Annotated in this window: 24 protein-coding genes and 1 pseudogene; 20 read left to right on the top strand and 5 right to left on the bottom strand. The window is 75.9% G+C overall.

The annotated features are described in order from the left end of the window. Positions 1-70 precede the first annotated feature (70 nt). From lspA to ACI8AX_RS16735, 6 genes are all read left to right on the top strand, one after another. The gene (lspA, locus tag ACI8AX_RS16760) at positions 71-682 is read left to right on the top strand and encodes a signal peptidase II (RefSeq protein ID WP_456550971.1); all 612 of its coding nucleotides are present in this window, start codon (positions 71-73) and stop codon (positions 680-682) included. 66 nt (positions 683-748) lie between these two features. Beyond that, positions 749-1,693: an RluA family pseudouridine synthase gene (locus ACI8AX_RS16755; protein ID WP_456550970.1), complete on the top strand. Its 945-nt coding sequence runs from the start codon at positions 749-751 to the stop codon at positions 1,691-1,693. Between the two features lie 18 nt (positions 1,694-1,711). Beyond that, positions 1,712-2,473, top strand: coding sequence for a CPBP family glutamic-type intramembrane protease (locus ACI8AX_RS16750; protein ID WP_456550969.1), 762 nt, complete (start codon positions 1,712-1,714; stop codon positions 2,471-2,473). Continuing rightward, positions 2,470-2,934 carry a GNAT family N-acetyltransferase gene (locus tag ACI8AX_RS16745; protein WP_456550968.1) on the top strand — a complete coding sequence of 155 codons (465 nt, stop codon included), beginning with the start codon at positions 2,470-2,472 and terminating at the stop codon, positions 2,932-2,934. Before ACI8AX_RS16750 ends, ACI8AX_RS16745 begins: the two co-directional genes overlap by 4 nt. Before the next feature lie 166 nt (positions 2,935-3,100). After that, entirely contained in the window at positions 3,101-6,655 is a 3,555-nt protein-coding gene (dnaE, locus tag ACI8AX_RS16740) for a DNA polymerase III subunit alpha (protein WP_456550967.1), read from the top strand. Between the two features lie 82 nt (positions 6,656-6,737). Beyond that, complete coding sequence (locus ACI8AX_RS16735) at positions 6,738-7,403, top strand: hypothetical protein (RefSeq protein ID WP_456550966.1); 666 nt, start codon at positions 6,738-6,740, stop codon at positions 7,401-7,403. Here ACI8AX_RS16735 and ACI8AX_RS16730 read toward each other — a convergent pair. Beyond that, complete coding sequence (locus ACI8AX_RS16730) at positions 7,396-8,244, bottom strand: LON peptidase substrate-binding domain-containing protein (protein WP_456550965.1); 849 nt, start codon at positions 8,242-8,244, stop codon at positions 7,396-7,398. The genes ACI8AX_RS16735 and ACI8AX_RS16730 overlap by 8 nt on opposite strands. A gap of 89 nt (positions 8,245-8,333) precedes the next feature. On the opposite strand from ACI8AX_RS16730, the gene hisD reads away from it, so the two are divergent. Genes hisD through hisH form a run of 6 tightly spaced genes read left to right on the top strand, consistent with a single transcriptional unit; the run spans position 8,334 to position 12,831 of the window. Then, the gene (gene hisD, locus ACI8AX_RS16725) at positions 8,334-9,638 is read left to right on the top strand and encodes a histidinol dehydrogenase (RefSeq protein WP_456550964.1); all 1,305 of its coding nucleotides are present in this window, start codon (positions 8,334-8,336) and stop codon (positions 9,636-9,638) included. Next, complete coding sequence (locus ACI8AX_RS16720; protein ID WP_456550963.1) at positions 9,635-10,768, top strand: histidinol-phosphate transaminase; 1,134 nt, start codon at positions 9,635-9,637, stop codon at positions 10,766-10,768. The genes hisD and ACI8AX_RS16720 overlap by 4 nt, the downstream gene beginning before the upstream one ends. A 5-nt stretch (positions 10,769-10,773) precedes the next feature. Next, a complete protein-coding gene (gene hisB, locus ACI8AX_RS16715) occupies positions 10,774-11,370 on the top strand; it encodes an imidazoleglycerol-phosphate dehydratase HisB (protein WP_456550962.1) in 597 nt (198 codons plus the stop codon). A gap of 30 nt (positions 11,371-11,400) precedes the next feature. Then, entirely contained in the window at positions 11,401-11,580 is a 180-nt protein-coding gene (locus tag ACI8AX_RS16710) for a hypothetical protein (RefSeq protein ID WP_456550961.1), read from the top strand. Beyond that, on the top strand, positions 11,577-12,143 hold the full coding sequence (locus ACI8AX_RS16705) for a nucleotidyltransferase family protein (protein WP_456550960.1): 567 nt from the start codon (positions 11,577-11,579) through the stop codon (positions 12,141-12,143). The genes ACI8AX_RS16710 and ACI8AX_RS16705 overlap by 4 nt, the downstream gene beginning before the upstream one ends. A 49-nt stretch (positions 12,144-12,192) precedes the next feature. Then, a complete protein-coding gene (hisH, locus tag ACI8AX_RS16700) occupies positions 12,193-12,831 on the top strand; it encodes an imidazole glycerol phosphate synthase subunit HisH (RefSeq protein WP_456550959.1) in 639 nt (212 codons plus the stop codon). A gap of 14 nt (positions 12,832-12,845) precedes the next feature. Here hisH and ACI8AX_RS16695 read toward each other — a convergent pair whose 3' ends face one another. Then, on the bottom strand, positions 12,846-13,835 hold the full coding sequence (locus tag ACI8AX_RS16695; protein ID WP_456550958.1) for a hypothetical protein: 990 nt from the start codon (positions 13,833-13,835) through the stop codon (positions 12,846-12,848). A gap of 174 nt (positions 13,836-14,009) precedes the next feature. On the opposite strand from ACI8AX_RS16695, the gene ACI8AX_RS16690 reads away from it, so the two are divergent. From ACI8AX_RS16690 to ACI8AX_RS16675, 4 genes are all read left to right on the top strand, one after another. Further along, positions 14,010-16,397 (top strand): M20/M25/M40 family metallo-hydrolase, encoded by a 2,388-nt coding sequence (locus tag ACI8AX_RS16690; protein ID WP_456550957.1) that lies wholly within the window; start codon positions 14,010-14,012, stop codon positions 16,395-16,397. A 68-nt stretch (positions 16,398-16,465) separates the two neighbouring features. Next, positions 16,466-16,771, top strand: coding sequence for a hypothetical protein (locus ACI8AX_RS16685; protein WP_456550956.1), 306 nt, complete (start codon positions 16,466-16,468; stop codon positions 16,769-16,771). Beyond that, positions 16,755-18,323, top strand: a complete 1,569-nt coding sequence (locus tag ACI8AX_RS16680; RefSeq protein WP_456550955.1) for a sensor histidine kinase — start codon at positions 16,755-16,757, stop codon at positions 18,321-18,323. The genes ACI8AX_RS16685 and ACI8AX_RS16680 overlap by 17 nt, the downstream gene beginning before the upstream one ends. Next, positions 18,320-18,979, top strand: coding sequence for a response regulator transcription factor (locus ACI8AX_RS16675; RefSeq protein ID WP_456550954.1), 660 nt, complete (start codon positions 18,320-18,322; stop codon positions 18,977-18,979). Before ACI8AX_RS16680 ends, ACI8AX_RS16675 begins: the two co-directional genes overlap by 4 nt. Positions 18,980-19,028: 49 nt before the next feature. Here ACI8AX_RS16675 and ACI8AX_RS16670 read toward each other — a convergent pair whose 3' ends face one another. The 3 genes from ACI8AX_RS16670 to ACI8AX_RS16660 form a co-directional block, all read right to left on the bottom strand. After that, on the bottom strand, positions 19,029-19,397 hold the full coding sequence (locus ACI8AX_RS16670) for a hypothetical protein (protein WP_456550953.1): 369 nt from the start codon (positions 19,395-19,397) through the stop codon (positions 19,029-19,031). Between the two features lie 89 nt (positions 19,398-19,486). Continuing rightward, positions 19,487-20,710, bottom strand: a complete 1,224-nt coding sequence (locus ACI8AX_RS16665) for a hypothetical protein (protein ID WP_456550952.1) — start codon at positions 20,708-20,710, stop codon at positions 19,487-19,489. Positions 20,711-20,766: 56 nt separating this feature from the next. Beyond that, positions 20,767-21,378 (bottom strand): nitroreductase family protein, encoded by a 612-nt coding sequence (locus tag ACI8AX_RS16660; protein ID WP_456550951.1) that lies wholly within the window; start codon positions 21,376-21,378, stop codon positions 20,767-20,769. Here ACI8AX_RS16660 and ACI8AX_RS16655 point away from each other — a divergent pair. The 4 genes and pseudogenes from ACI8AX_RS16655 (at position 21,344) to hisF (ending at position 24,278) form a co-directional block, all read left to right on the top strand. Further along, positions 21,344-22,315: pseudogene (locus tag ACI8AX_RS16655) on the top strand (mycofactocin-coupled SDR family oxidoreductase). The gene ACI8AX_RS16660 and the pseudogene ACI8AX_RS16655 sit on opposite strands and share 35 nt — an antisense overlap. Positions 22,316-22,366: 51 nt before the next feature. After that, positions 22,367-23,098: a bifunctional 1-(5-phosphoribosyl)-5-((5-phosphoribosylamino)methylideneamino)imidazole-4-carboxamide isomerase/phosphoribosylanthranilate isomerase PriA gene (gene priA / locus ACI8AX_RS16650; RefSeq protein WP_456550950.1), complete on the top strand. Its 732-nt coding sequence runs from the start codon at positions 22,367-22,369 to the stop codon at positions 23,096-23,098. Then, the gene (locus ACI8AX_RS16645) at positions 23,095-23,487 is read left to right on the top strand and encodes a RidA family protein (protein ID WP_456550949.1); all 393 of its coding nucleotides are present in this window, start codon (positions 23,095-23,097) and stop codon (positions 23,485-23,487) included. The genes priA and ACI8AX_RS16645 overlap by 4 nt, the downstream gene beginning before the upstream one ends. Beyond that, positions 23,484-24,278: an imidazole glycerol phosphate synthase subunit HisF gene (gene hisF, locus ACI8AX_RS16640; protein ID WP_456550948.1), complete on the top strand. Its 795-nt coding sequence runs from the start codon at positions 23,484-23,486 to the stop codon at positions 24,276-24,278. The genes ACI8AX_RS16645 and hisF overlap by 4 nt, the downstream gene beginning before the upstream one ends. Positions 24,279-24,360 lie beyond the last annotated feature (82 nt).

Below are 24,360 nucleotides of genomic sequence, written 5' to 3'. Positions count from 1 at the left end.
CGGGGCCGCCGGGCTATCGTCGACGGACCGTCCGGCCGACCTGCGGCCGCCCCCGAGACCCCTGGAGCGCGTGCTGTCCGCTGAGTCCGAGGACGCCCGCGACGACCGTCCGGGCGACGCCGCCGGAGGGGACGGCGCGACCGCCGCGGCCCCCGCGCGCCGCCCGCTGACCCGCCTCCTGCTCGCGATCGCGGCCGGCGTGCTGCTGCTGGACCTGGTCACCAAGCTGCTCGTCGTCGCCACGCTCGACCGCGGCGAGGACGTCCGGCTGCTCGGCGGTGCGCTGCACCTGACCCACGCGCGCAACACCGGGGCGGCGTTCTCCTTCGCCGAGGGCTTCACCGTGGTGTTCACCCTCATCGCGGTGGTGGTGGCGGTGGTCATCGTGCGGGCCGCCCGCCGGCTGTTCTCCCTCGGCTGGGCCGTGGCGCTCGGCCTGGTCCTCGGCGGGGCGGTGGGCAACCTCGTGGACCGGGTCTTCCGCGACCCGGGTTTCCTGCGCGGCGGCGTCGTGGACTTCATCTCCGTCTTCGCGCCCGGCGGCGAGTTCTTCCCGATCTTCAACGTCGCCGACTCCGCCATCACCTGCGGCGGCGTGCTGGGGGCGCTGCTGGCGCTGCGCGGCATCGAGTTCGACGGCTCTCGCGCCGGGAGCGCCCGCGAGGACCAGCCGCGCGACTGAGCGGCGCCGGCGCCGTTCCCGCGGCGCTGCGTCCGGTGCGCCGGCACGGGCGGTCACAATGGGTGCGTGAGCAGCTCCCCGGGCACGTACCGCGCACTGCCGGTGCCCGACGGGCTGGAGGGCCAGCGGGTCGACCAGGCGTTGTCCCGGCTGTTCGGCCTGACCCGCACCGCCGCCGCGGACCTGGCCGACGCCGGGTCGGTGGTGGTCGACGGGCGGGTCCGCGGCAAGGGCGACCGGCTCACCGGCGGCAGCTGGCTGGAGGTCGAGCTGCCCCCGCCGCCGGGCGAGCCCCCGGCGCCGCAGCCGGTGGCCGGCCTGACGGTCGTGCACGACGACGACGACCTCGTGGTGGTCGACAAGCCCGTGGGCGTCGCCGCCCACCCCAGCCCCGGCTGGGAGGGGCCGACCGTGGTCGGCGGCCTGGCCGCGGCCGGCTACCGGATCTCGACGTCGGGGGCGGCCGAGCGGCAGGGCGTCGTCCACCGGCTGGACGCCGCCACGACCGGCCTGATGGTCGTGGCCAAGAGCGAGCGGGCCTACAGCGTGCTCAAGGCGGCGTTCAAAGAGCGCACGGTCGACAAGGGCTACCACGCGCTCGTGCAGGGGCACCCGGACCCGTCGCGGGGCACCATCGACGCGCCGATCGACCGGCACCCGCGGCACGACTGGAAGTTCGCCGTCGTCACCGGCGGCCGCCCGTCGGTGACCCACTACGAGGTGATCGAGGCCTTCCCGGCCGCGAGCCTGGTCGACGTCCACCTCGAGACCGGCCGCACCCACCAGATCCGGGTGCACTTCGCCGCCATGCGCCACCCCTGCGTCGGCGACCCCCTCTACGGCGCCGACCCGACGCTGGCGGCCCGCCTGGGCGTCGCGCGGCAGTGGCTGCACGCCGTGCGGCTGGGCTTCGAGCACCCGGCCGACGGCCGCTGGGTCGAGTTCACCAGCGACTACCCGGCCGACCTCGCCGGTGCGCTGGCGGTGCTGCGGGCCGAGGCCCAGGGCTGACGCGTGGACGGTCTGCCGGTGTCGCTCGCCGACTACGGTCCGGCGGCGCTGTCGGCCGTCGTCGTCGCGGGCTACCTGGTCGCCGGTGAGCCGGTGGTCGGCGCCGTCCTGCACCGCCGGTTCGAGGGCCGGCTGCGGACCGACGTCGGCGCCCGCCGCTCCTTCTACCGGCGGTTGCTGGTCCTCGAGTGGGGGCTGGCGCTGCTGGCGCTGGTCGTCTGGCTGTCCGCGCCGGGGGTCGACGCGGCCGCGGTCGGGCTGGCCTGGCCCGACGGCTGGCCCGGTCCGGTGGCCGGGTCGCTCGCGCTGCTCGTCGTCGTCTTCGTCGTCGCCTCGACCCGCGCCCTGCGCGGCGGCGCGCTGACCCAGCTGCCGGTCCGGACCGAGGGCGAGGGCCGGCACGCCGAGCTCCCGGTGCACGCCACCCTGGCCCTGCTGCCGCGCACGCGCGCCGAGCGGCGGCTGTTCACCGTGGTCGGCGTGACGGCCGGCGTCTGCGAGGAGTGGCTCTACCGCGGCTTCTTCCTGGCCGTGGTCGCCGCGGTCGCCGGCGACCTGCCGGCGGGCGTGCTGGTGGCCGTGGCCGCGGTCGCCTTCGGCCTGGCGCACGCCTACCAGGGCGTGGGCGGGGTGGTCACCACCGGCGTGCTGGGCGCGGTCATGGCGGCGCTGTACCTCGACACCGGCTCGCTGCTGCTGCCCGTGCTGCTGCACGCCCTGATCGACCTGCGCTTCCTCGCGGTGCCCGCCCGCGCGCTGCCGTCGGCGGGTGTGCGGTGAGCGCCCGGCCGGACGCCGGCGTGGCCGGGCCCGCGGACCGCGCCGGGCTGGTCGCCGTGCGCACCCGGGTGTTCGTGGAGGAGCAGGGCGTCCCGCCCGAGCTCGAGCAGGACGCCACGGACGCCGTCGCCGTGCACGCGGTCAGCCGCGACGCCGCCGGCCGGGTCGTGGCCACCGGCCGGCTGTTCGAGCGCGACGGCCGCGGGGTCATCGGCCGGATGGCCGTCGACGCCGCCGCCCGCGGCGCCGGCCACGGCGCGGCCGTGCTCGAGGTGCTGCACGGCGAGGCGCGGCGGATGGGGCTGCACGAGGTGGAGCTGCACGCCCAGCTCACCGCCCGCGGCTTCTACGAGCGCGCCGGCTACGCGCCCGTGGGGGAGGAGTACGAGGAGGCCGGCATCCGGCACGTGACGATGCGCCGGCGCCTGGGCGACCCGCCGGGGGACCGTCCCGGACGGTGACCACGGCCTCGCCGACACCGAACTGTCGGTGCTTCGGAGTAGACCTCTCCGGTGCGAGGATCAGGAGCACCGCCGCCCCGACCCCGTACCGCCGGTCTTCCCCACCGGTCGCCCGCCGGCCCGCCGACGGTCGGGCACGCACGACCACGAGGAGCACGACCGAACCGTGAGCAGCGACTCCTTCGTCCACCTGCACGTCCACACCGAGTACTCGATGCTGGACGGCGCGGCGAAGCTGCCCGAGGTGACCAAGGCCGCCGCCGAGCAGGGGATGCCGGCGCTGGCGATGACCGACCACGGCAACGTGTTCGGCGCCTACGACTTCTACAAGCAGGCGAAGTCGGCCGGGGTCAAGCCGATCATCGGCATGGAGGGCTACTACACGCCCGGGTCGCGCTTCGACCGGGCGCCGTTCGACTTCGGCGACAACCTCATCGACGAGGAGGGCGACGGCGGCTCGAACCGGGGCAAGGCGGCGTACACGCACATGACGCTGCTGGCCCGCACCACCGAGGGCATGCACAACCTCTTCCGGATCTCCTCCCTGGCCAGCCTCGAGGGCCAGTACCGCAAGCCGCGCTTCGACCGCGACCTGCTCGAGCGGTACGGCAAGGGCCTCATCGCCACGACCGGCTGCCCCTCCGGCGAGGTCAACATGTGGCTGCGCGCCGGCAAGGAGGACAAGGCGCGCCAGGCCGCGGCCGACTTCCAGGACATCTTCGGCAAGGAGAACTTCTACGCCGAGCTGATGGACCACGGGCTGGCCATCGAGAAGAAGACCCGCCCGGCGCTGATGCAGATCGCGAAGGACCTCGGCATCCCGCTGCTGGCCACCAACGACCTGCACTACACGCACAAGGAGGACGCCGAGGCGCACGACGCCCTCCTGTGCATCCAGACCGGCTCACGGCTCAACGAGACCAACCGCTTCCGGTTCAACGGTGACGGCTACTACCTGAAGAGCGCCGCGGAGATGCGGGCGCTGTTCGACGGCGACCTGCGCTCGGCCTGCGACAACACGCTGCTGGTGGCCGAGCAGTGCGAGGTCGAGTTCACCGAGGGCGCCGACCTCATGCCGCGCTTCCCGCTCCCGCCGGGGGAGGACGAGACCTCCTGGTTCGTCAAGGAGGTCGAGCGCGGGCTGCACAAGCGCTACCCGGGCGGCATCCCCGACCACGTGCGCAAGCAGGCCGACTACGAGGTCGGGATCATCACGCAGATGGGCTTCCCGGGGTACTTCCTCGTGGTCGCCGACTTCATCAACTGGGCCAAGGACAACGGCATCCGCGTGGGTCCCGGCCGCGGCTCGGCCGCCGGGTCGCTGGCGGCCTACGCCATGGGCATCACCGACCTCGACCCGCTCGCCCACGGCCTGATCTTCGAGCGCTTCCTCAACCCCGAGCGCGTCTCGATGCCCGACGTCGACATCGACTTCGACGACCGCCGCCGCGGCGAGGTCATCCAGTACGTCTCGCGCAAGTACGGCGAGGAGCGGGTCAGCCAGATCGTCACCTACGGCACCATCAAGGCCAAGGCCGCGATCAAGGACGCCGCCCGCGTGCTCGACCGTCCCTTCTCGGTGGGCGACGAGCTGACCAAGCTCATGCCGCCGGACGTGATGGGCAAGGGGATCCCGCTGTCGGGGGTCTTCGACCCGGCGCACCCGCGCTACAAGGAGGCCGCGGAGTTCCGCGCCCGCTACGAGTCCGACCCCGGCGCCGCCGAGGTCGTCGACCAGGCCCGCAAGCTCGAGGGCCTGAAGCGGCAGTGGGGCGTGCACGCCGCCGGCGTCATCATCGGCCGGTACCCGCTGATCGACAGCATCCCGATCATGCGCCGGGAGGCCGACGGCGCGATCATCACGCAGTTCGACTACCCGACCTGCGAGACGCTGGGCCTGCTCAAGATGGACTTCCTGGGCCTGCGCAACCTCACGGTCATCGACGACGCGCTGCGCAACATCGTCGCGAACGGCAAGGAGCCGATCGACCTCGACGAGATCAGCAAGGACCTCACCGACAAGGCCACCTACGACCTGCTGGCCCGCGGCGAGACCCTCGGCGTCTTCCAGTTCGACGGCGGGCCCATGCGCTCGCTGCTGCGGCTCATGCGGCCGGACAACTTCGAGGACATCTCGGCCGTCGGCGCGCTCTACCGGCCCGGGCCGATGGGCGCCAACTCGCACACCAACTACGCGCTGCGCAAGAACGGCCAGCAGGAGATCACGCCGATCCACCCCGAGCTGGCCGAGCCGCTCGAGGACATCCTGGGCGGCACGTACGGCCTGATCGTGTACCAGGAGCAGGTCATGGCGATCGCGCAGAAGGTCGCCGGGTACTCGCTCGGCAAGGCCGACCTGCTGCGCCGGGCCATGGGCAAGAAGAAGAAGTCGGTCCTGGACGCCGAGTTCGTCGGCTTCGAGGCCGGCATGAAGGAGCGCGGCTACTCCGACGCGGCGATCAAGACGCTGTGGGACATCCTCGTCCCCTTCGCCGACTACGCGTTCAACAAGGCCCACTCGGCGGCCTACGGCCTGGTCTCCTACTGGACGGCGTACCTCAAGGCCAACTACCCGGCCGAGTACATGGCCGGGCTGCTGACCAGCGTCGGCGACGACAAGGACCGCCGGCCCATCTACCTGGCCGAGTGCCGCCGGATGGGCATCAAGGTGCTGCCGCCGGACGTCAACGAGTCGTCCTGGGACTTCGCCGCGGTCGGCACCGACATCCGCTTCGGCCTGGCCTCGGTGCGCAACGTCGGGCACAACGTCGTCGAGTCCATCGTGCGGGCCCGCGAGGAGAAGGGCGCGTTCAAGGACTTCTCCGACTTCATGCGCAAGATCGACACCGTGGCCTGCAACAAGAAGGTCATCGAGTCGCTGGCCAAGGCCGGCGCGTTCGACTCCCTCGGCCACTCCCGCCAGGGCATCGTCGCCATCCACGCCCAGGCGGTCGACTCGGCGATGGGGCTCAAGCGCAAGGAGGCCGAGGGCCAGTTCGACCTGTTCGGCAGCTTCGGTGACGACGGCGGCGCCGACGACCCGTTCGGCGGGGCGCTGGAGATCACCATCCCGACCGCCGACTGGTCCAAGAGCGAGCGACTGATGTTCGAGCGCGACATGCTCGGCCTCTACGTCTCCGACCACCCGCTGCACGGGGTCGAGCACGTGCTCACCGCGCACGCCGACACCCCGATCGCGGAGATCAACGCCGGCGGCGTGGAGGACGGCGCCAACGTGACGATCGCCGGCATCCTCACCTCGGTGTCCCCGCGCACCAACAAGCAGGGCGCCCCGTGGGCGATCGCGACGCTGGAGGACCTGGAGTCCGGCATCGAGGTGCTGTTCTTCCCCAAGACCTGGGCCGAGGTCTCGGAGAAGGTCGTCCGCGACCAGATCATCGTGGTCAAGGGCCGGATCAGCCGGCGCGACGACCAGCCCTCGCTGTTCGGCGCCGAGGTGACGATCCCCGAGCTCACCGAGGGCCCGCGCGGGCCGGTGCTGGTGTCCATGGCCGCGGCCCGGTGCACCCCGCCGGTGGTCGAGCGGCTGCGCGAGGTGCTGGGCAGCCACCCGGGCACCACCGAGGTGCAGCTCAAGCTGGTCAACGGCGCCCGGGAGACGGTGCTGCGGCTCGACCAGGGCCTGCGGGTCCGGCCGAGCACCGCGCTGATGGGCGACATCAAGGCGCTGCTCGGCCCGACCAGCGTCGCGCTGCTGTGAGCCGCCTCGCGGGCGCCGGGGTCCGGGTGGTCGGCGGTGGTGCGGGTGCGCCCCGCCCCCGCCGGGAGGGTTCACTGGAGGCGTGAGCGACACCGTCGGCCCCGTCCGGGCTGCTCAGGCCGGTGGCGGACCGGCGCCCGACCACCCCGCCGACGGCTTCCCCGGCCACCCCGGTCAGGCCCTCGGGCAGCCGGCCGGCCGGTGGACGGAGCGGCGGGCCGGGCCTGTCGCCGGCCGGTGGGGCGGGGTGGCCGAGCTGCGCGCCGACCTGCTGCCGGCGCTGCGGCTGACCGGCCTGCTCGTCCTCGCGGGGGTCCCGGCGGGTCTGACCTGGTGGCTGCTGTCCCCGGTGGTGCACACGGTCGTGATCGAGGGCCAGACGATCGCGGTGGAGTCCACGGCCACGGAGCGGGCGCCCGCGGGGGACGTCGTCTTCACGCTGGTCATGGCCGGCCTCGGGCTGCTCGGCGGGCTCGCGGTGTGGCTGCTGCGCCGGCACCGCGGGGTGACGGTCCTGCTCGGCCTGGCCGCGGGGACGGCGCTGGCCGGCGTCGTCGCCTGGCAGCTGGGGGAGGCGCTGGTCTCCTGGTTCGGCGACTCGGTGGAGACCCGCGTCGGCCCGGCCGACGCGGTGCTGGACCTGGCCGCGCTGCCGGCGCTGGCCGTCGGGCCGTTCGTCGCGGTGCTGGTCTACGTGGCGGGCACCCTGCTGGCCGCCGGCGAGGACATCGGCCGCGACGTCAGTTGACGCTGCGCGGCCCGGCGAACCGCTGCAGCGGCGCGGGCACCGCGCCGATCGTCTCCAGCAGCGTCAGCTCCCGGCGCAGCAGCCGCGCCTCGGTGACCAGCCGCCGCCGGGTCGCCGACTCGGCGAGCAGCGCCTGCCGGTCCTCGGTGGTGAGCAGCGCCGCCGACGCGACGAGGTAGGACAGCGCCCGCGGGTCGTCGCCCACCGCCTCCATCAGCGAGGCGGTCTCCTCGTCGGTGCCGGTCTCCGCCGCCTCCTCGCCGTCCCCGGCGCGCAGCGCGCCCACCGCGGCGACGTACCGGGCGAACAGGTCCCCGACGCCGCGGACCAGCACGTCCATCGAGCCCCGGGCCACCGAGCTGACCAGCTCGTCGAGCCCGGCCGCGGCGGCCTCGTCGGGCGGCCCGAGGGGGACGTCGCCGGGCAGGCCGACCATGCCGTCGGCGTCGCCGGCGGCCTCCTCGGCCGCCTCCTCCTCGGCCAGCCACTCGACCTCGGCCTGCAGGTAGGGCGGGTCGTCGGCGACCAGGACGTCGAGCAGCCGGAACCTGTCGCCGCCGACGGTGACGATGGAGAAGCCGCCGTCCGACAGCGGGCGCACCGACTGCAGGCGGGCGGTGCAGCCGATGTCGTAGAGGGCCTCGGCCGGCGCCACCTGCTCGACCTCCCAGCCCTGCCGGATGGCCACCACGCCGAAGAACCCCGGTGACCGCTCCTCGGCGCGCTGCACGAGCAGGTCGCGCATCAGCCGCCGGTAGCGGGGCTCGAAGACGCGCAGGGGCAGGACGACGCCCGGGAACAGGGGCGTCCCCAGGGGGAAGAGCGGGATGACCTGACCCACGCGGCGAGCCTAGGGCCCCGGCCCGGCGATCTCGGGCGCGGCTACCCTGGGAGGTCGCCGTCCCCTCGCCCCTGCCCGGAGGCATCCCCGTGCTCACCCGCATCGACCTGCGTGGATCCGCGCTCCCCGGGGTGCGCGAGCTCTCCGGCCTGCTGCCCCGTGCGGCGACCGACATCGACTCGGTGCTCACCACGGTCCGGCCGCTGTGCGAGGACGTCCGGGTGCGCGGCGCCCAGGCCGTCCGGGAGATCACCGCCCGGCTCGACGGCGTGGACCTCGAGGACTTCGCGGTGCCCCAGCAGGCCGTCGACGACGCCCTGGCCACGATCGACCCGGCGGTGCGCGCGGCCCTCGAGGAGGCCATCGCCCGGGTCCGGAAGGTGCACGCCGACCAGGCCCGCACCGACGTCACCACCGAGGTCGTCCCCGGCGGCACGGTGATGGAGCGCTGGGTGCCCGTCCGCCGGGTCGGCCTCTACGTCCCCGGCGGCCTCGCGCCGCTGCTGTCCAGCGTGGTCATGAACGTCGTCCCGGCGCAGATCGCCGGCGTCGAGTCGATCGCCGTCGCCTCGCCGCCGCAGCGCGACAACGGCGGGCTGCCCGACCCCGGCGTCCTCGCCGCCTGCGCCCTGCTCGGCGTCTCCGAGGTGTACGCCGTCGGCGGCGCCCAGGCGATCGCGGTCTTCGGCTACGGGGCGGGCTCCTGCGAGCCGGTCGACATGGTCACCGGCCCCGGCAACGTCTACGTCACCGCGGCGAAGCGGCTGCTGCGCGGGCTGATCGGCATCGACTCCGAGGCCGGTCCCACCGAGGTCGCGATCCTCGCCGACGACACCGCCGACCCGGTGCACGTCGCCGCCGACCTGATCAGCCAGGCCGAGCACGATCCGCTGGCCGGGGCGGTGCTGGTGACCGACAGCGAGGAGCTGGCCGACGCCGTCCTCGGGCTGGTCCCCGCCCAGGTGGCCGCCACCAAGCACTCCGACCGCATCACGACCGCGCTGGAGGGCAGCCAGTCGGGGATCGTCCTGGTCGACGACGTCGAGGCCGGCCTGCGCGTGGTCGACGCCTACGCCGCCGAGCACCTGGAGATCCAGACCCGCGACGCCCGCCAGGTGGCGCTCCGGGTGCGCAACGCCGGCGCGGTCTTCGTCGGCGCGTACTCGCCGGTGAGCCTCGGCGACTACTGCGCCGGCTCCAACCACGTGCTGCCCACGGGCGGCTGCGCCCGGCACTCCAGCGGCCTGTCGGTGCAGTCGTTCCTGCGCGGCATCCACGTCGTCGAGTACGACGAGGCGGCGCTGGCCGACGTCGCCGGGCACATCGACGCCCTGGCCGGCGCGGAGGACCTGCCGGCGCACGCGGCGGCGGTCCGGGCCCGGCAGAAGGCATGACGGTCTCCGCGCGGAGGAACAGCGCCATCGGGACGGACGACCTCCCGCTGCGGCCGGAGCTGCGCGGGAAGACCCCGTACGGCGCCCCGCAGCTGCGGGTCACCCACCGGCTCAACACCAACGAGAACCCCTACCCGCTGCCGCCGGAGCTGCTCGCCGACCTCGGCGCCGCGCTGGCCGAGGCGTCGGTGGAGCTCAACCGCTACCCCGACCGCGACGCCGTCGCGCTGCGCACCGACCTGGCGACCTACCTGACCCGCACGTCCGGCGAGCCGGTGGGCCCGGACCAGGTGTGGGCGGCCAACGGCTCCAACGAGGTGCTGCAGCAGGTCCTGCAGGCCTTCGGCGGCGCGGGCCGGACGGCGCTGGGCTTCACGCCGTCCTACTCGATGCACCCGATCATCTCCGCCGGCACCGGCACCGCCTGGGCCGACGGGCACCGCCGGGCCGACTTCACGATCGACCCCGCCGTCGCCGCCGCGCAGGTCCGCGAGCTGGCGCCGGACGTCGTCTTCGTCACCAGCCCGAACAACCCGACCGGCACCGCCGTCGAGCTCGCGACCATCGAGGAGCTGTACGAGGCGACCAGCGGCGTGCTCGTGGTCGACGAGGCCTACGCCGAGTTCGCCCGCGCCGGCACGCCGTCGGCGTTGAGCCTGCTGCCGGGCCGGCCGCGGCTGGTCGTGAGCCGCACGATGAGCAAGGCGTTCGGCATGGCCGGCCTGCGGCTGGGCTACCTGGCCGCCGACCCCGCCGTCGTCGACGCGCTGCAGCTGGTCCGGCTGCCCTACCACCTGTCGGCGCTGACCCAGGCCGCCGCCCGCGCCGCGCTCGCGCACACCGACGCGCTGCTGGCCACGGTCGACGCCGTCAAGGCCGAGCGGGACCGGATCGTCGCCGCGCTGCCCGGCCTCGGGCTGACCAGCGTGCCCAGCGACGCCAACTTCGTGCTCTTCGGCCGCTTCGCCGACGCGCACGCCGCCTGGCAGGCCATGCTGGACCGCGACGTCCTCGTCCGCGACGTCGGCATCCCCGGCTGGCTGCGGGTGACCGCCGGCACGCCCGCCGAGACCGAGGCCTTCCTCACCGCGTTGAGTGAGGTCGCACCGACCCACCGCCTGGGAGACTGAGCGTCATGAACCGCACCGCACGGGTGGAGCGCGCCACCAGCGAGACCAAGCTGGTGGTCGAGGTCGACCTCGACGGCACCGGCACCAGCTCGATCAGCACCGGCGTCGGGTTCTACGACCACATGCTCACCGCCCTGAGCAAGCACAGCGGCATCGACCTCACCGTGCAGGCCGACGGCGACCTGCACATCGACGCCCACCACACGGTGGAGGACGTCGCCATCGCTCTCGGCCAGGCCTTCGGCGAGGCGCTCGGGGACAAGAAGGGCATCACCCGCTACGGGGACGCCACCATCCCCATGGACGAGGTGCTCGTGCAGGCGGCGGTCGACCTCTCCGGCCGGCCGTACTTCGTGCACGCCGAGCCCGAGAACATGACGCCGATGATCGGGCCCGACTACCCGACGTCGCTGACGAAGCACGTGCTCGAGACGTTCGCGTTCAACGCGCGGATCACCCTGCACGTGCGGGTGCTCTACGCCGGCCGCGACGCCCACCACATCGTCGAGGGGCAGTTCAAGGCGCTCGCCCGGGCGCTGCGCACCGCGGTCGCGCTCGACGCCCGCACCAGCGGCGTGCCCTCGACCAAGGGCGCGCTGTAGCGGCCGGCTGATCGGGCTCCGGTTCCTCGCATGTACTTCGGTCTCGCGCTGCTTCTGCTCGGCGGCTTCCTGCTCGGCGGGGTCTGGAGCGTCTGGAACGCCGAGCCGGCGCCCACCGGCCGCAGCACCGGTCAGGTCGCCGTCGCCGGCTTCCTGCTGCTCGCCGCCGTCCTCGCCTCCGTCGCGGGGGTCCTCTGGATGGTGGGGTGACCGAGGAGCGCTTCCTCGGCGTCGTCCTCGCCGACCCGACCGTGCGGGCGGTCCTCGACCGGGCGCCCGCGCTGGGCGTCGGCGACTGGTGGCTGACCGCCGGGCTGCTGGTGCAGACGGTCTGGAACGCGGTCACCGGCCGTCCGCCGGGCACGGGGGTGAAGGACGCCGACCTCTTCTACTTCGACCCGGACACCTCCTGGGCCGCCGAGGACGCCGTCATCCGCCGGGGCGCCGACCTGTTCGCCGGGGTCGGGGTCCCGGTCGAGATCCGCAACGAGGCGCGAGTGCACCTCTGGTACCCCGACCGGTTCGGCATCGCGGCCCCGCCGTTCGGCGACTGCGCCGACGCCATCGACCACTTCGCCGCCGTCTGCTGCTGCCTCGGCGTGACCGTCGACGGCGGCCGGCCGCGGGTCTACGCGCCGTTCGGGTTCGACGACGTGTTCGGGCTGGTCGTGCGGCCCAACCGGCGGCTGGCCCCGCGCGAGGTGTACGAGGCGAAGGCCGCGCGCTGGTCGGCGGTCTGGCCGGAGCTGACCGTGCTGCCCTGGGAGTCGTGAGGCGGGAATCCCGGCGGGCCCCGCGTCGCTGGTCAGTACCGTGGCAGGCGTGAAGAAGAAGGTCGTCGTCCTCGACTACGGGTCGGGCAACCTGCGCTCGGCCGAGCGGGCGCTGGCTCGGGTCGGCGCCGACGTGACCGTGACCGCCGACCACCAGGCCGCCCTCGATGCCGACGGGCTCGTCGTCCCCGGCGTCGGGGCCTTCGCCGCCTGCATGGCCGGGCTGCGCGCGGTCGACGGGCCGCGCCTCATCGGCCGCCGGCTGGCCGGCGGACGCCCGGTGCTCGGCGTCTGCGTCGGCATGCAGGTCCTCTTCGAGAAGGGGGTCGAGCACGGCCACGACGCCGAGGGCTGCGGCGAGTGGCCCGGCGTCGTGAAGCCGCTGCAGGCGCCGGTGCTGCCGCACATGGGCTGGAACACCGTCGAGGCGCCGGAGGGGTCGGTCCTGTTCGACGGGCTGGCCGGCCAGCGCTTCTACTTCGTGCACTCCTACGGCGTCCGCGACTTCACCCTCGGCCAGGACGACCCGACGTCGCGGCTGAAGGCCCCGCTGGTGACCTGGGCCGAGCACGGCGACCGGTTCGTCGCCGGGGTCGAGAACGCGGCGCTGTCGGCCACCCAGTTCCACCCGGAGAAGAGCGGCGACGCCGGCGCGCAGCTGCTCACCAACTGGGTCGCCACCCTCTGACGGCGCCGCGGTGGTCAGTCGCCGGGGGAGGGGTCGAGCCGGACGAGGGCCCGGTCCTGGTACGCGGTGGCCCACAGCGCCCCCGCGGCCACGAGCACGTCCCCGCCGGCCGTGGCCTCGTCCCACGAGTAGCCGGCCACCGGCCGGCCGTCCGCGGCGTCGAGCGCGACCAGGAAGTGCTCCGCGTTGCGGACCCACACCCGGTCGTCGGCCAGGGCCAGGCCGCCGTCCTGCCCGGTGCCGAACTCCGCGGTGACGAGCACCGATCCGCTCTCCGGGTCGATGCGCGTGGTCGTCGACCCGCCGCTGACCCACACCTGGTCGGTCACGGCGGCCACCGTCGGCCGTCCCAGCCCGTCGACGCGGCGGTCGACCGCCGCGGTCCCCGGGTCGACGCGGACGGCGGCGCCGTCGACCGCGCTGACCACCCACAGCCCGGCCTCCCCGGCGGCGAGGTCGGTGCCGCGGACGCCGAGCGCCACGCTGGCCGTGGCGGCCCCGGTCCCGGGGTCCAGGCCGAGCAGCGTGCCGCCGTCGCCGGTGAGGACCCACAGCAGGCCCGCCGCGGTCGCCAGGTGCCCTTGGGCGTAGGTCTTGTTGACGGGGAAGGTGGCGTCGACCTCGCCGGTCGCGGGATCGATGCGCGCGATGTCGGTGCCCGAGCACGTCCACACGGAACCGAGCCCGGCGCCGATGCCCTGGCAGAGGTCCCCGCCGACCGCGACGGTGGCCTCGGTCTCGCCGGTCCCCGGGTCCAGGCGCAGGACCTCCCCGCCGTCCAGGCGCACCCACACCGCCTCCCCGTCGGTGGCCAGCCAGTCGGGGCTGGGCAGGCTGACCACGGCGTCGTCGGGCACCCGGTGCACCGGGAACCCCGCGGGGGCCGTGGTCACCGCCGCGGCGGGGCTCCCACCGGCGCTCGCCGCGGGCCCGCCGTCGTCGCCTCCGCAGGCGGCGACGACCAGGCAGCCGCAGACGGCCAGGACGGGCGGACGGCAGCGCATGGCACCCCCCGGGGACGGGCTCGCGGGCCGCGCCAGTCTCCCGGCCGGGCCCTGCCGGCGCCCAGGGTCGAAGGGCGGCGGCCGCACCGGGCAGCGACCCCGGCCCGGCACGGCGCGCGGTCCCCGCCGCACCTAGGGTGACCGGCGTCCCGGTCGTCGCCCGTGAGGAGCCCCGTGCCCGCGACCCGCACCGAGTCGCCGGCGGCTGACGCGCGCTCCCGCCTGCCCGGGCTGCTGGTCCTCGTCCTCCTCGCCGGGCTCACCGCGTGGAGCGTGCTGGCCCTGCTGCCGCCCGACCCGGCCGGCGCCGACGCCCCCGGGGACACGTTCAGCGCCGCCCGCGCGTTCGAGCACGTCGAGCGGATCGCCGCCGAGGTGCACGTCACCGGCAGCGAGGCCCACGAGCGCGTCGTCGACGACCTCGTCGACACCCTCACCGACCTCGGCCTGGAGCCGCGGGTCCAGGAGGCGGTCGGCACCTACCAGTCCGGGGCGGGGGTCGCCGAGATGGCCGCGGCGCGCAACGTCGTCGCCGTCCTGCCCGGCACCGACCCGACCGGGCGGCTGTTCCTCATGGCGCACTCGGACTCGGTCGAGACCGGTCCGGGCGCCAGCGACGACGCCGGCGGCGTGGCCGCGCTGCTGGAGACCGTCCGCGCGCTGCAGGAGGGGCCGGCGCTGCGCAACGACGTCGTCGTGGTGGTCACCGACGCCGAGGAGGCCTGCCTGTGCGGCGCCGAGGCGTTCGCCTCGTCGGACCCGCTGGCCGCCGAGGGCGGCGTCGTCCTCAACCTCGAGGCCCGGGGGACCACCGGCCCGCCGATCATGTTCGAGACGTCGCTGGGCAACGGCGCCCTGGCCGCGCGCTTCGCCGCCGCCGCGCCGCACCCGGTGGCCAGCAGCTTCGCCGTCGAGGTCTACCGGGCCCTGCCCAACGACACCGACTTCAGCGTGCTCCTGGCAGACGGCGACTTCACCGGCCTGAACACCGCCTACATCGACGGCGCGGCGGGCTACCACACGCCCCAGGACACCCCGGCGCGCCTCGACCGGGCCACCCTGCAGGCGCTGGGCGACAACACCCTGGCCCTCACCCGGGAGCTGGGCGGGGCGGACCTGACCGGGCTCACCGCGACCGACGGCGGCGACGCCACCTACTTCCCGGTGCTCGGCGGCCTCGCGCGCTACCCCGGCTGGCTGGTCCGGCCGCTGGCGGTCGCGTCGGTCGCCGCCGTCGGCGCGCTGGCCTGGCTGGCCCGCCGCCGGGGCGCGGCGCCGCTGCGGCGCACCGCGGCCGGCGCGCTGCTCGCCGTCGTGCCGCTGGTGCTCGCGCCGCTGGCCGTGCAGGGGCTGTGGGCGCTGCTGGTGCTCGTGCGCCCGGGCTACGGCTCCATGCTCGACCCGTGGCGGCCGGGCTGGTACCGGCTGGCGGCGGTCGCGCTCGTGGCGGCGGTGGTCCTCGCCTGGTTCGCGCTGCTGCGCCGCCGGGTCGGGACGACGGCGCTGGTCACCGGCGCGCTCGGGCTGCTGGCCGTGCTGGCCGCGGTCCTGGCCGCGGTCGCGCCCGGCGGCTCCTACCTGGCCGCGTGGCCGGCGCTGGCCGGGGCGCTGACGGGGCTGGTCGCGCTGCTGCGCCCGGCGCCGGGGGTGCGGGCCGGCGCCGCGCTCGTGGCCGGTGCGGTCGCCGTCGTCGTCCTCGCGCCGACGGTCGCGCTGTTCTTGCCGGCGCTGGGCCTGTCGGGCGGAGCGGCGCCCGCCGCGGTGGCGACGGTGCTCGCGCTGGCGCTGCTGCCCGCGTCCGCCGCGCTGTTCCCCGCCGACGGCGCGCCGGCCCGCCCTGCCGACGGCGCGCCGGCCCGCCCTGCCGACGGCGCGCCGGCCCGCCGCGGCGCGGTCGCGGCGGTGCCCGCGGGAGCGCTGCTGCTGGCGGTGGCGACGGCGCTCACCGGCCTGGCCGTGGACCGGTTCGACGCCGACCACCCGGTGCCCAGCCAGCTCGTGTACGCGATGGAGGCGGACACGGGGGAGGCGTGGTGGGCCAGCACCGAGGAGGACCCCGGGGAGTACACCGCCCGGTACGTCGGCTCGCCGGAGGTGCTGCCGCACGACTACCCCTACCTCACCGGGGATCCGGTCGCGACCGGTCCGGCCGAGCCCGCGGACCTGCCACCGTCGACGGTCACCGTGCTGGCCGACGAGGTGTCCGGCGACCGGCGCACGGTGACCGTCCGGGTCACGCCCCAGCGCGACGTCCGCCTCGTCGTCCTCGACCTCGGCACGGACGGCGGCGAGGTCACCGCGGCGCGGGTGCAGGGCCGGGCGGTGCCCGGGGAGGCGCTGGGCGGGGACCGGCTGTGGGTGACCTTCCACGGGCCGCCGGACGGCGGGGTGGAGGCGACCGTCGAGGTGACCGGCGGCGGCGACCTGACGCTGCGCACGGTCGACGGCAGCGACGGCCTGGACGGGCTGCCCGGCTTCGAGCCCCGGCCCGAGGGCGTCGACGCCGCCGGGTCGCACAGCTCCGACCTGGTCGTGGTGGGAGCGACGACGCGGCTCGGCTGACCGCGCGGATGAGAGCGGTCTCATCTGCGTCTCACCGCCCGGCCACCTGCGGCGCGCACCGTGGCGTCGTGCGTCTGCGGCCGGTCCTCGTCCCGCTGCTCGCCGCGGTGGCGCTGGTCCTGCTGGCCTGGGGCGGCTGGGCGGCGCTGCGGCCGGCCGACGCGCGCCCGCCCGCGGTGCCCCCGCCGATCGTCGTCCCCGAGCGGTCCCCGGCGCCGGCCCCCGAGCCGGGCACGACCACCCCGGCCCCGCCGCCCGCGCCCTCCCCGTCGCCCGACGTCGTCCCCCCACCCCCCGTCGACGACGACGGGGACGACACCGGGGACGACGGCGGGGACGACGACGTTGAGCCCGACGGTGACGACGACGACTGAGGCGCGCGGACGGCGGTGGCTGCCGCGGGCGGCCCGGACCCGGATCATCGGCTGGGTCCTGCTGCTGGTGCTGCTCGCCCTCGGCCTGGTGACGCTGGTGACCTGGCGGCTGCTCGTCTCCTCCATCGACGAGCGGATGGACACCGCGCTGCGCGCCGAGGTCACCGAGTTCTCGCAGATCGTCGAGGCCGGCATCGACCCGTCGACGGGGGAGCGGTTCGGGTCGGTGGCCGACGTCCTGCAGACGGTCATCACCTACAACCTCGCCCGGCCCAACGAGAAGTTCCTGGGCTACGTCGACGGCGCCTACCGCTTCCAGAGCCGCATCGAGGCACCTGTCCTGCTCAGCGAGGACGCCGCCTTCACCGCGCTCGTCGGCGACGTGACCGAGCCGGTGGCGGGGCGGTACGACAGCGGCGCGGGGGAGGTGCGCTACCTGGCCGTCCCCGTGACCCTGGCCGGCGACCCCGCCCGGGGCGTGGTCGTGGTCGCGTACTTCGCCGACCAGGAGCGGCAGGCCGCCGACGACGTCGCCCGGCTCATGCTCGGCGTCGGCGGGGTCACGCTCCTGCTGGCGGCCGGCGGCGCCTGGGTGGTCGCCGGGCGGGTGCTGCGCCCGGTGCGGCAGGTGGCCGCGACCGCCGCCGGGATCACCGACACCGACCTGTCCGGCCGCATCCCGGTGCCCGCCGACGCGCGCGACGAGCTGGCCGACCTGGCGCGGTCGGTCAACGCGATGCTCGACCGCGTGGAGCGGGGCGTGGCGGCTCAGCGCCGCTTCCTCGACGACGCCGGGCACGAGCTGCGCACGCCGATCACGATCGTCCGCGGCCACCTGGAGGTGCTCGACCCCGCCGACCCCGCCGACGTCCGCGAGACCGTCGCCCTCGTCGACGACGAACTGGGCCGGATGAACCGGATGGTGTCCGAGCTGCTGCTGCTGGCGCGGGCGGAGCAGCCGGAGTTCGTCCGCCTGCAACCGGTCGACGTGGCCGCGCTGACCACCGAGGTCTTCGGCAAGGTGCGCCGGCTCGGCGAGCGGGACTGGCAGCTGGGCGCGACCGCCCGCGCCGACCTGCTGCTGGACCCGCAACGGCTCACGCAGGCGGTCGTGGCGCTGGCCGACAACGCCGTCCACTACACGCGGCCCGGCGACCGGGTCGTCGTCGGCAGCCGGTTGGCCGGCGGCGAGCTGCACGTGTGGGTCGACGACACCGGGCCGGGCATCGCCGAGGCCGACCAGGCGCGCGTGTTCGAGCGCTTCGCCCGCGGCGGCGCCGGCGCCCGCCGCACCGACGGCGCCGGCCTCGGCCTGTCGGTGGTGCAGGCGATCGCGGCCGCCCACGGCGGCCGGGTGGAGCTGCACAGCCGGCCGGGGGAGGGGGCGACGTTCACCCTCGTCCTCCCCGCCCGCCCGGCGCCGCCGGAGGACGCCGACGCCGACGCCGGGCCGGGGGACGACGCGGACCCCGCCGACACCGTGGACGACGCACGGGACACCCCGCCGCTGTCCACCGCCCTGACCGCCGAGACCGAGGGAGGACCCCGGTGAGCCGGGTGCTGATCGCCGAGGACGAGCCGCGCATCGCCGCGTTCGTCGAGAAGGGCCTGCGGGCCAACGGGTTCGTCACCACGGTCGTGGGCGACGGGCTGTCGGCCCTGGACCGGGCCCGCAGCGGCGAGGTCGACCTGGTCGTGCTCGACATCGGCCTGCCGGTGCTCGACGGGTTCGCCGTGCTGCGGGCGCTGCGCGCCGAGCGCAACGCCGTCCCGGTCATCGTGCTGACCGCGCGCGACGGCGTGCAGGACACCGTGGCCGGGCTCGAGGGCGGCGCCGACGACTACATGCCCAAGCCCTTCCGCTTCGAGGAGCTGCTCGCGCGGGTGCGGCTGCGGCTGGCCGGGGCCCGGCAGGCGGAGGTCACCGTGCTCACCGCCGGCGACCTCTCGCTGGACCTGCGCACCCGGCGCGCGACCGCCGGCGGGCGCACCGTCGACCTCTCCGCCCGCGAGTTCGCCCTCGCCGAGACCTTCCTGCGCCACCCCGGCCAGGTGCTGGCCCGCGAGCAGCTGCTCAGCCACGTGTGGGGCTACGACTTCGACCCGGGCTCCAACGTCGTCGACGTCTACGTGCGCTACCTGCGCCGCAAGCTCGGCGCCGAGCGGATTGAGACGGTGCGGGGGATGGGCTACCGGCTCTGCGCCTGAGACACCGCCGGCCCCGCCCTGAGGGGACGGGGCCGGCGGTGTCCGCGGCTCAGTCGTCGCCGGGGGTGTCCGTGTCGTCGGGGGTGGCGTCGTCGGGGGTGGCGTCGTCGGGGGTGGCGTCGTCGGGGGTGGCGTCGTCCGGCGTCGCGTCGTCCGGGGTGACGTCGGCCGGGCTGTCCACGGCGCTCTCGGCGGGGGAGTCGGCGGTCTCCGGCGAGGCGTCGACGGCGGTGCCGCCCGGCGCGGCGTCGGGGGTGCTGGCCGTGTCGCCGGTGTCGTCGGCGGCCACCGAGACGGCGGCGGGCACCGGGGCGTCGGCGCCGTCGTCGGCGGCGGCCACGCCGACGCCGGCCAGGCCGAGGCCGGTGAGCGCGGTGCCGAGGGTGACGACCTTCCAGGGAGCGGGGCGGCGGGTCATGAGGTCCTCCAAGAGGTGCGCTGTCGTTCTGACACCTCCACGGTGTCCGCCGCCGGTGAGGCCTCCGGGAGATCCCCATGAGGGCGTTCTCATCGCACCCCGGCCCACTCCTCGGCCAGCGCCACACGGGCCTCGGTCGCGGCGGCCCAGTCCGGCTGCTGGACGCGGAACGGCCCGGTGGCCAGCCCCACGAGCACGCCGGCGACGCGCGCCCGCAGCTCGGCGGCGTCGGCGCCCGGCGCGAGGGAGGCCTCGACCCTCGCCCGGTAGGCGGCCACGGGCGCCGGGTCGGCGGCCAGCTGCTCGAGCAGCGCCAGGTGGCCCAGCAGGGTGGCCCAGTCGTCGACGCGGGCGCCGGGCCCGGCGGTGTCGACGTCCAGCAGGCCCACCACGCGGCCGGCGTCGACCAGGAGCTGCGCCTCGTAGAAGTCGCCGTGCACGGGCGCGAGCGGCTGCGGTCCCACCGCCGCGGCCACGGCGGCGGTGACCCGGTCCAGCCGCGGCCGGAGCCCCGGGCAGGTCAGGCCGACCACCGTGGCGTGGGCACGGGTCCGGGGCACCGGGTCGGTGGGGTCGCGCCGGCCGGCCGGGGCCTCGATCGCGGGCAGGGCGTCGAGCAGGGCCGCCAGGTGCTCCGGCGGCGGGAGCGCGGCCGGGTCGCCACCGAGCGCGGTGCGCATCGGCGTGCCGGGCAGCCCGGGCAGGACGAGCACGCCGTCCTCGCTCGCCGCGACCACCGGCGGCACCGGCACGGCGGCGGCCAGCGCGCGGTGCCGGGCGGCCAGCGGGGGCGCCGCGGCCGGCCGCACCACCTTGAGGAACCACCGCCCGGCCGGCGACGTCGCCTCGACGACGGCCCGGCGGCCGGGCCGGTAGGCGCGCAGCCGCAGCCGCAGCGGGCCGGGGTCCACGCCGAGCCCCGCCAGCCGCTCGGCCGCACGCGCCGCCGACGCCGCCCAGGCCAGGCCGGGCAGCGCCGGGTCGTGCGGCCAGCGCCACAGGCCGACCGCGACGGGTGCGCCGCCGTCCCCGGGCCCCTCGACCACCGCGGCGCCCGGCGGGATGCGCGAGCCGGTCGCCGCGGCCAGCGACTCCCGGGTGGTGCGGCCGTCGGCCCAGGCGACGTCGGCGGCGTACCGGACCGTAGCCGAGCGGTCGGCCCGCAGCGTCACGGTGGCCGCGTGCAGGCCGGTCAGCCGGCCGCCCAGCGGTTCGAGGACGGCGGCCCAGACGTCGGCCGCCGCCGGGCCGAGCAGCAGCCGCAGCGGGGCGGGCCAGGACGGGGGGCGGGACGGGAGGGACGCCGGGAGCACCGGCCCAGCCTCGGCGCCGCCGGTGACGCGCGGGTGAGAGCCGGATGAGGACGCTCTCACCACCGTCCGCGGTGCACGACCTCGGCCACGCCCCGCCGGCCCCGCCGCAGCGACGGGGAGCGGCGGTCGCCGTCGCCGGGGTAGCCGACGGCGACGACGCCGACCGGCCGGTGGGTGCCCGGGACGCCGAACGCCTCCCGCAGCGCGCCGACGCGCTCTCCCGGGACGCCGAAGAAGCAGGCCCCCAGCCCCTCGTCGACCGCCGTCAGCAGCATCATCAGCGCGGCCATGCCGGTGTCGACGTCCCAGTACGGCACCGGCCAGCGGGCCTCGTCGCGATCGGTCCAGCCCTTGTCCGGCTCGGCGTAGCGGTCCAGGTAGGCGTCCTTGTGCGAGAACGGCACGACCAGCAGCGGCGCCCGGCGCATGCGGGTCAGCCAGCCGTCGGGCGGGCCGGGGTGGCCGGGGGAGGGCGCCGTGGCGGCCCAGAACCGGGCCCGCTCCTCCTCGGTCTCGAGCACCAGGAACGCCCAGCCCTGGGTGAACCCGGCCGACGGCGCCCGGATTGCGTGCTCCAGGAGCCGCTCGCGGACCTCCGGGGGCACCGGGCGGTCGGGGTCGTAGTCGCGGACCATGCGGCGGCGGCGGACGACCTCAGCGAATTCCACGGCAGCACTCCACCCGCCCACCCTGTCACCGCCCCTGCCGCCACCGCCCCTGCCCCCGCCGCCCCGGGGAGGGCGACGGGACTGCGGAGGACACCCACCACGAGCACGGAGGACGGATCCCATGGCAGGACGGGTAGCGGGCAAGGTCGCGTTCATCACCGGAGCCGGTCGCGGGCAGGGCCGGGCGCACGCCGTCCGGCTGGCGGGTGAGGGCGCCGACGTCGTCGCGCTCGACGTCGCAGGCCCGCTGCCCGGCATCCGCTACCAGCAGCCGACGCCGGAGGACCTCGACGAGACCGTCCGCCAGGTCGAGGCGCTGGACCGCCGGATCGTGCCGGTCGTGGCCGACGTCCGCGACCTGGAGGGGATGCGCACCTAGGTCGACGCCGCGGTGGCCGAGCTCGGCGGGCTCGACGTGGTCGTCGCCAACGCCGGCATCTGCACGCCCAGGGCGTGGGACCAGGTGACGCCGCAGCAGTTCCAGGACACGATGGACATCAACGTCACCGGGGTCTGGAACACCGTGATGGTCGGCGCCCCGCACCTGGTGCGGCGCGGCGGCGGGTCGATCGTCACCACCAGCTCGGCGGCCGGCCTGGAGGTGCAGCCGTTCATGGTCCACTACACGACCAGCAAGTTCGCCGTCCGCGGGATGGCCAAGGCCTTCGCCACCGAGCTGGCCCGCCACTCGATCCGGGTGAACAGCGTGCACCCGACCGGCGTGGCCACCCCGATGGGCACCGGCGACATGCAGAGCGTGCTCGGCGAGGCGATGGCCGCCGACCAGCGGCTGGGCGCGATGTCCATGAACATGCTGCCGGTCGACACGACGCGGCCCGAGGACGTCGCCGACGCCGTCCTCTTCCTGGCCTCGGACGAGAGCCGCTACGTCACCGCGCACGAGCTGGCGGTGGACGCCGGCGTCACCCAGATGTAGCCGGCGGGAGGTCTGCGAGGCGGGGAGCGGCGGGAACCTAGGCTGTCGGCCGTGCCGAAGCTGCAGCTGCTCCCCGCCGTCGACGTCGCCGAGGGCCGGGCCGTGCGCCTGGTGCAGGGCGAGGCCGGCAGCGAGACCTCCTACGGCGACCCGCTCGAGGCGGCGCTGACCTGGCAGCGCGACGGCGCCGAGTGGGTGCACCTGGTCGACCTCGACGCCGCCTTCGGCCGGGGCAGCAACCGCGAGCTGCTGGCCCGCGTGGTCGGGGAGCTCGACGTCGACGTGGAGCTCTCCGGCGGCATCCGCGACGACGAGTCGCTGGCCGCCGCCCTGGCCACCGGCTGCCGCCGGGTCAACCTCGGCACCGCAGCCCTCGAGTCGCCGGAGTGGTGCGCCCGCGCCATCGCCGAGCACGGCGACCGGATCGCCGTCGGTCTGGACGTCCGCGGCACCCGGCTGGCCGCCCGCGGGTGGACCCGCGAGGGCGGCGAGCTCTACGAGACCCTGGCGCGCCTGGACGCCGAGGGCTGCGCCCGGTACGTGGTCACCGACATCACCAAGGACGGCACCCTGCGCGGACCGAACCTGGACCTGCTGCGCGAGGTCTGCGCCGCCACCCCGCGGCCGGTGGTCGCCTCCGGCGGGGTCAGCTCGCTCGACGACATCCGGGCCCTGGCCGGCCTCACCGCGGTGGGCGTCGAGGGCGCGATCGTCGGCAAGGCGCTGTACGCGGGCGCGTTCACGCTGCCCGAGGCGCTGCGGGTCACCGAGGAGCTGGCATGACCGTGCTCAACCTGGGGTCGGCGAACCCGTGGGAGCCGGTGGTCGGCTACAGCCGGATCGTCGTCCGCGGCGACACCGCCTGGGTGAGCGGGACGACGGCGGTGGTGGACGGCGTCGTGGCGCACCCCGGGGACGCCGCGGCGCAGACCCGGCACGTGCTGGCGGCGATCGAGACGGCGCTGCAGCGTGCCGGGTTCGCCCTGGCCGACGTCGTCCGCACCCGGATGTACGTGACCGACATCAGCCGCTGGGAGGAGGTCGGCCGCGCCCACGGCGAGGTGTTCGGCGACATCCGGCCGGCCGCCACGATGGTCGAGGTCTCGGCGCTCATCGACCCGGAGATGCTGGTGGAGATCGAGGCCGACGCGGTCCGGGACCCGGCGGCATGAGTCTCGCCGTGCGGGTGATCCCGTGCCTGGACGTCGACGCCGGCCGGGTGGTCAAGGGCGTCAACTTCGTCGACCTGCGCGACGCCGGGGACCCGGTGGAGATGGCCCGGGTCTACGACGCCGAGGGCGCCGACGAGCTCACCTTCCTCGACATCACCGCCAGCTCCGGGGACCGGGAGACCACCTACGACGTCGTCCGCCGGACGGCGGAGAGCGTGTTCATCCCCCTGACCGTCGGCGGCGGCGTGCGCAGCCCCGACGACGTCGACCGGCTGCTGCGGGCCGGCGCCGACAAGGTCGCCGTCAACACCGCGGCCGTGGCGCGGCCCGAGCTGATCAGCGAGATCGCCGACCGCTTCGGCAACCAGGTGCTCGTGCTGTCGCTGGACGCCCGCCGCTGCGCCGACGGCGCGGTCACCGACTCCGGCTTCGAGATCACCACCCACGGCGGGCGGCGCGGCACCGGCCGGGACGCCGTCGAGTGGGTCGTGCAGGCCGCCGAGCTCGGGGTCGGTGAGGTGCTGCTCAACTCGATGGACGCCGACGGCACGCTGGCCGGCTTCGACCTCGAGCTGATCCGCGCCGTGCGGCGCGAGGTGACCGTGCCGGTGATCGCCAGCGGCGGGGCCGGGGAGGTCGGCCACTTCGCGCCGGCGGTGGAGGCCGGCGCCGACGCGGTGCTGGCCGCCAGCGTCTTCCACTTCGGCAAGATGCGGATCGGCGAGGTCAAGGCCGCCCTGGCCGGCGCCGGCGTCCCCGTCCGCGGCGAGGCGGACCACCCGCAGCCGTGAGTGGAGGGGGGGGGGGGGGGGGGGGGGGGGGGGGGGGGGGGGGGGGGGGGGGGGGGGGGGGGGGGGGGGGGGCGGGGGGGGG

The sequence above is a fragment of the Blastococcus sp. SYSU D00813 genome (genome assembly GCF_054050735.1).
Note: the sequence above shows the minus strand (reverse complement) of the source record. Positions and strands in the feature narration are given on the sequence as shown.

Bases quoted from the DNA above. Each gene is read 5' to 3' on its own strand.
- hisB (WP_456550962.1), top strand. From the start codon at position 10,774: ATGAACCGCACCGCACGGGTGGAGCGCGCCACCAGCGAGACCAAGCTG.
- ACI8AX_RS16720 (WP_456550963.1), top strand. From the start codon at position 9,635: ATGACGGTCTCCGCGCGGAGGAACAGCGCCATCGGGACGGACGACCTC.
- ACI8AX_RS16710 (WP_456550961.1), top strand. From the start codon at position 11,401: ATGTACTTCGGTCTCGCGCTGCTTCTGCTCGGCGGCTTCCTGCTCGGC.
- ACI8AX_RS16695 (WP_456550958.1), bottom strand. From the start codon at position 13,835: ATGCGCTGCCGTCCGCCCGTCCTGGCCGTCTGCGGCTGCCTGGTCGTC.
- ACI8AX_RS16670 (WP_456550953.1), bottom strand. From the start codon at position 19,397: ATGACCCGCCGCCCCGCTCCCTGGAAGGTCGTCACCCTCGGCACCGCG.
- ACI8AX_RS16645 (WP_456550949.1), top strand. From the start codon at position 23,095: ATGACCGTGCTCAACCTGGGGTCGGCGAACCCGTGGGAGCCGGTGGTC.
- hisF (WP_456550948.1), top strand. From the start codon at position 23,484: ATGAGTCTCGCCGTGCGGGTGATCCCGTGCCTGGACGTCGACGCCGGC.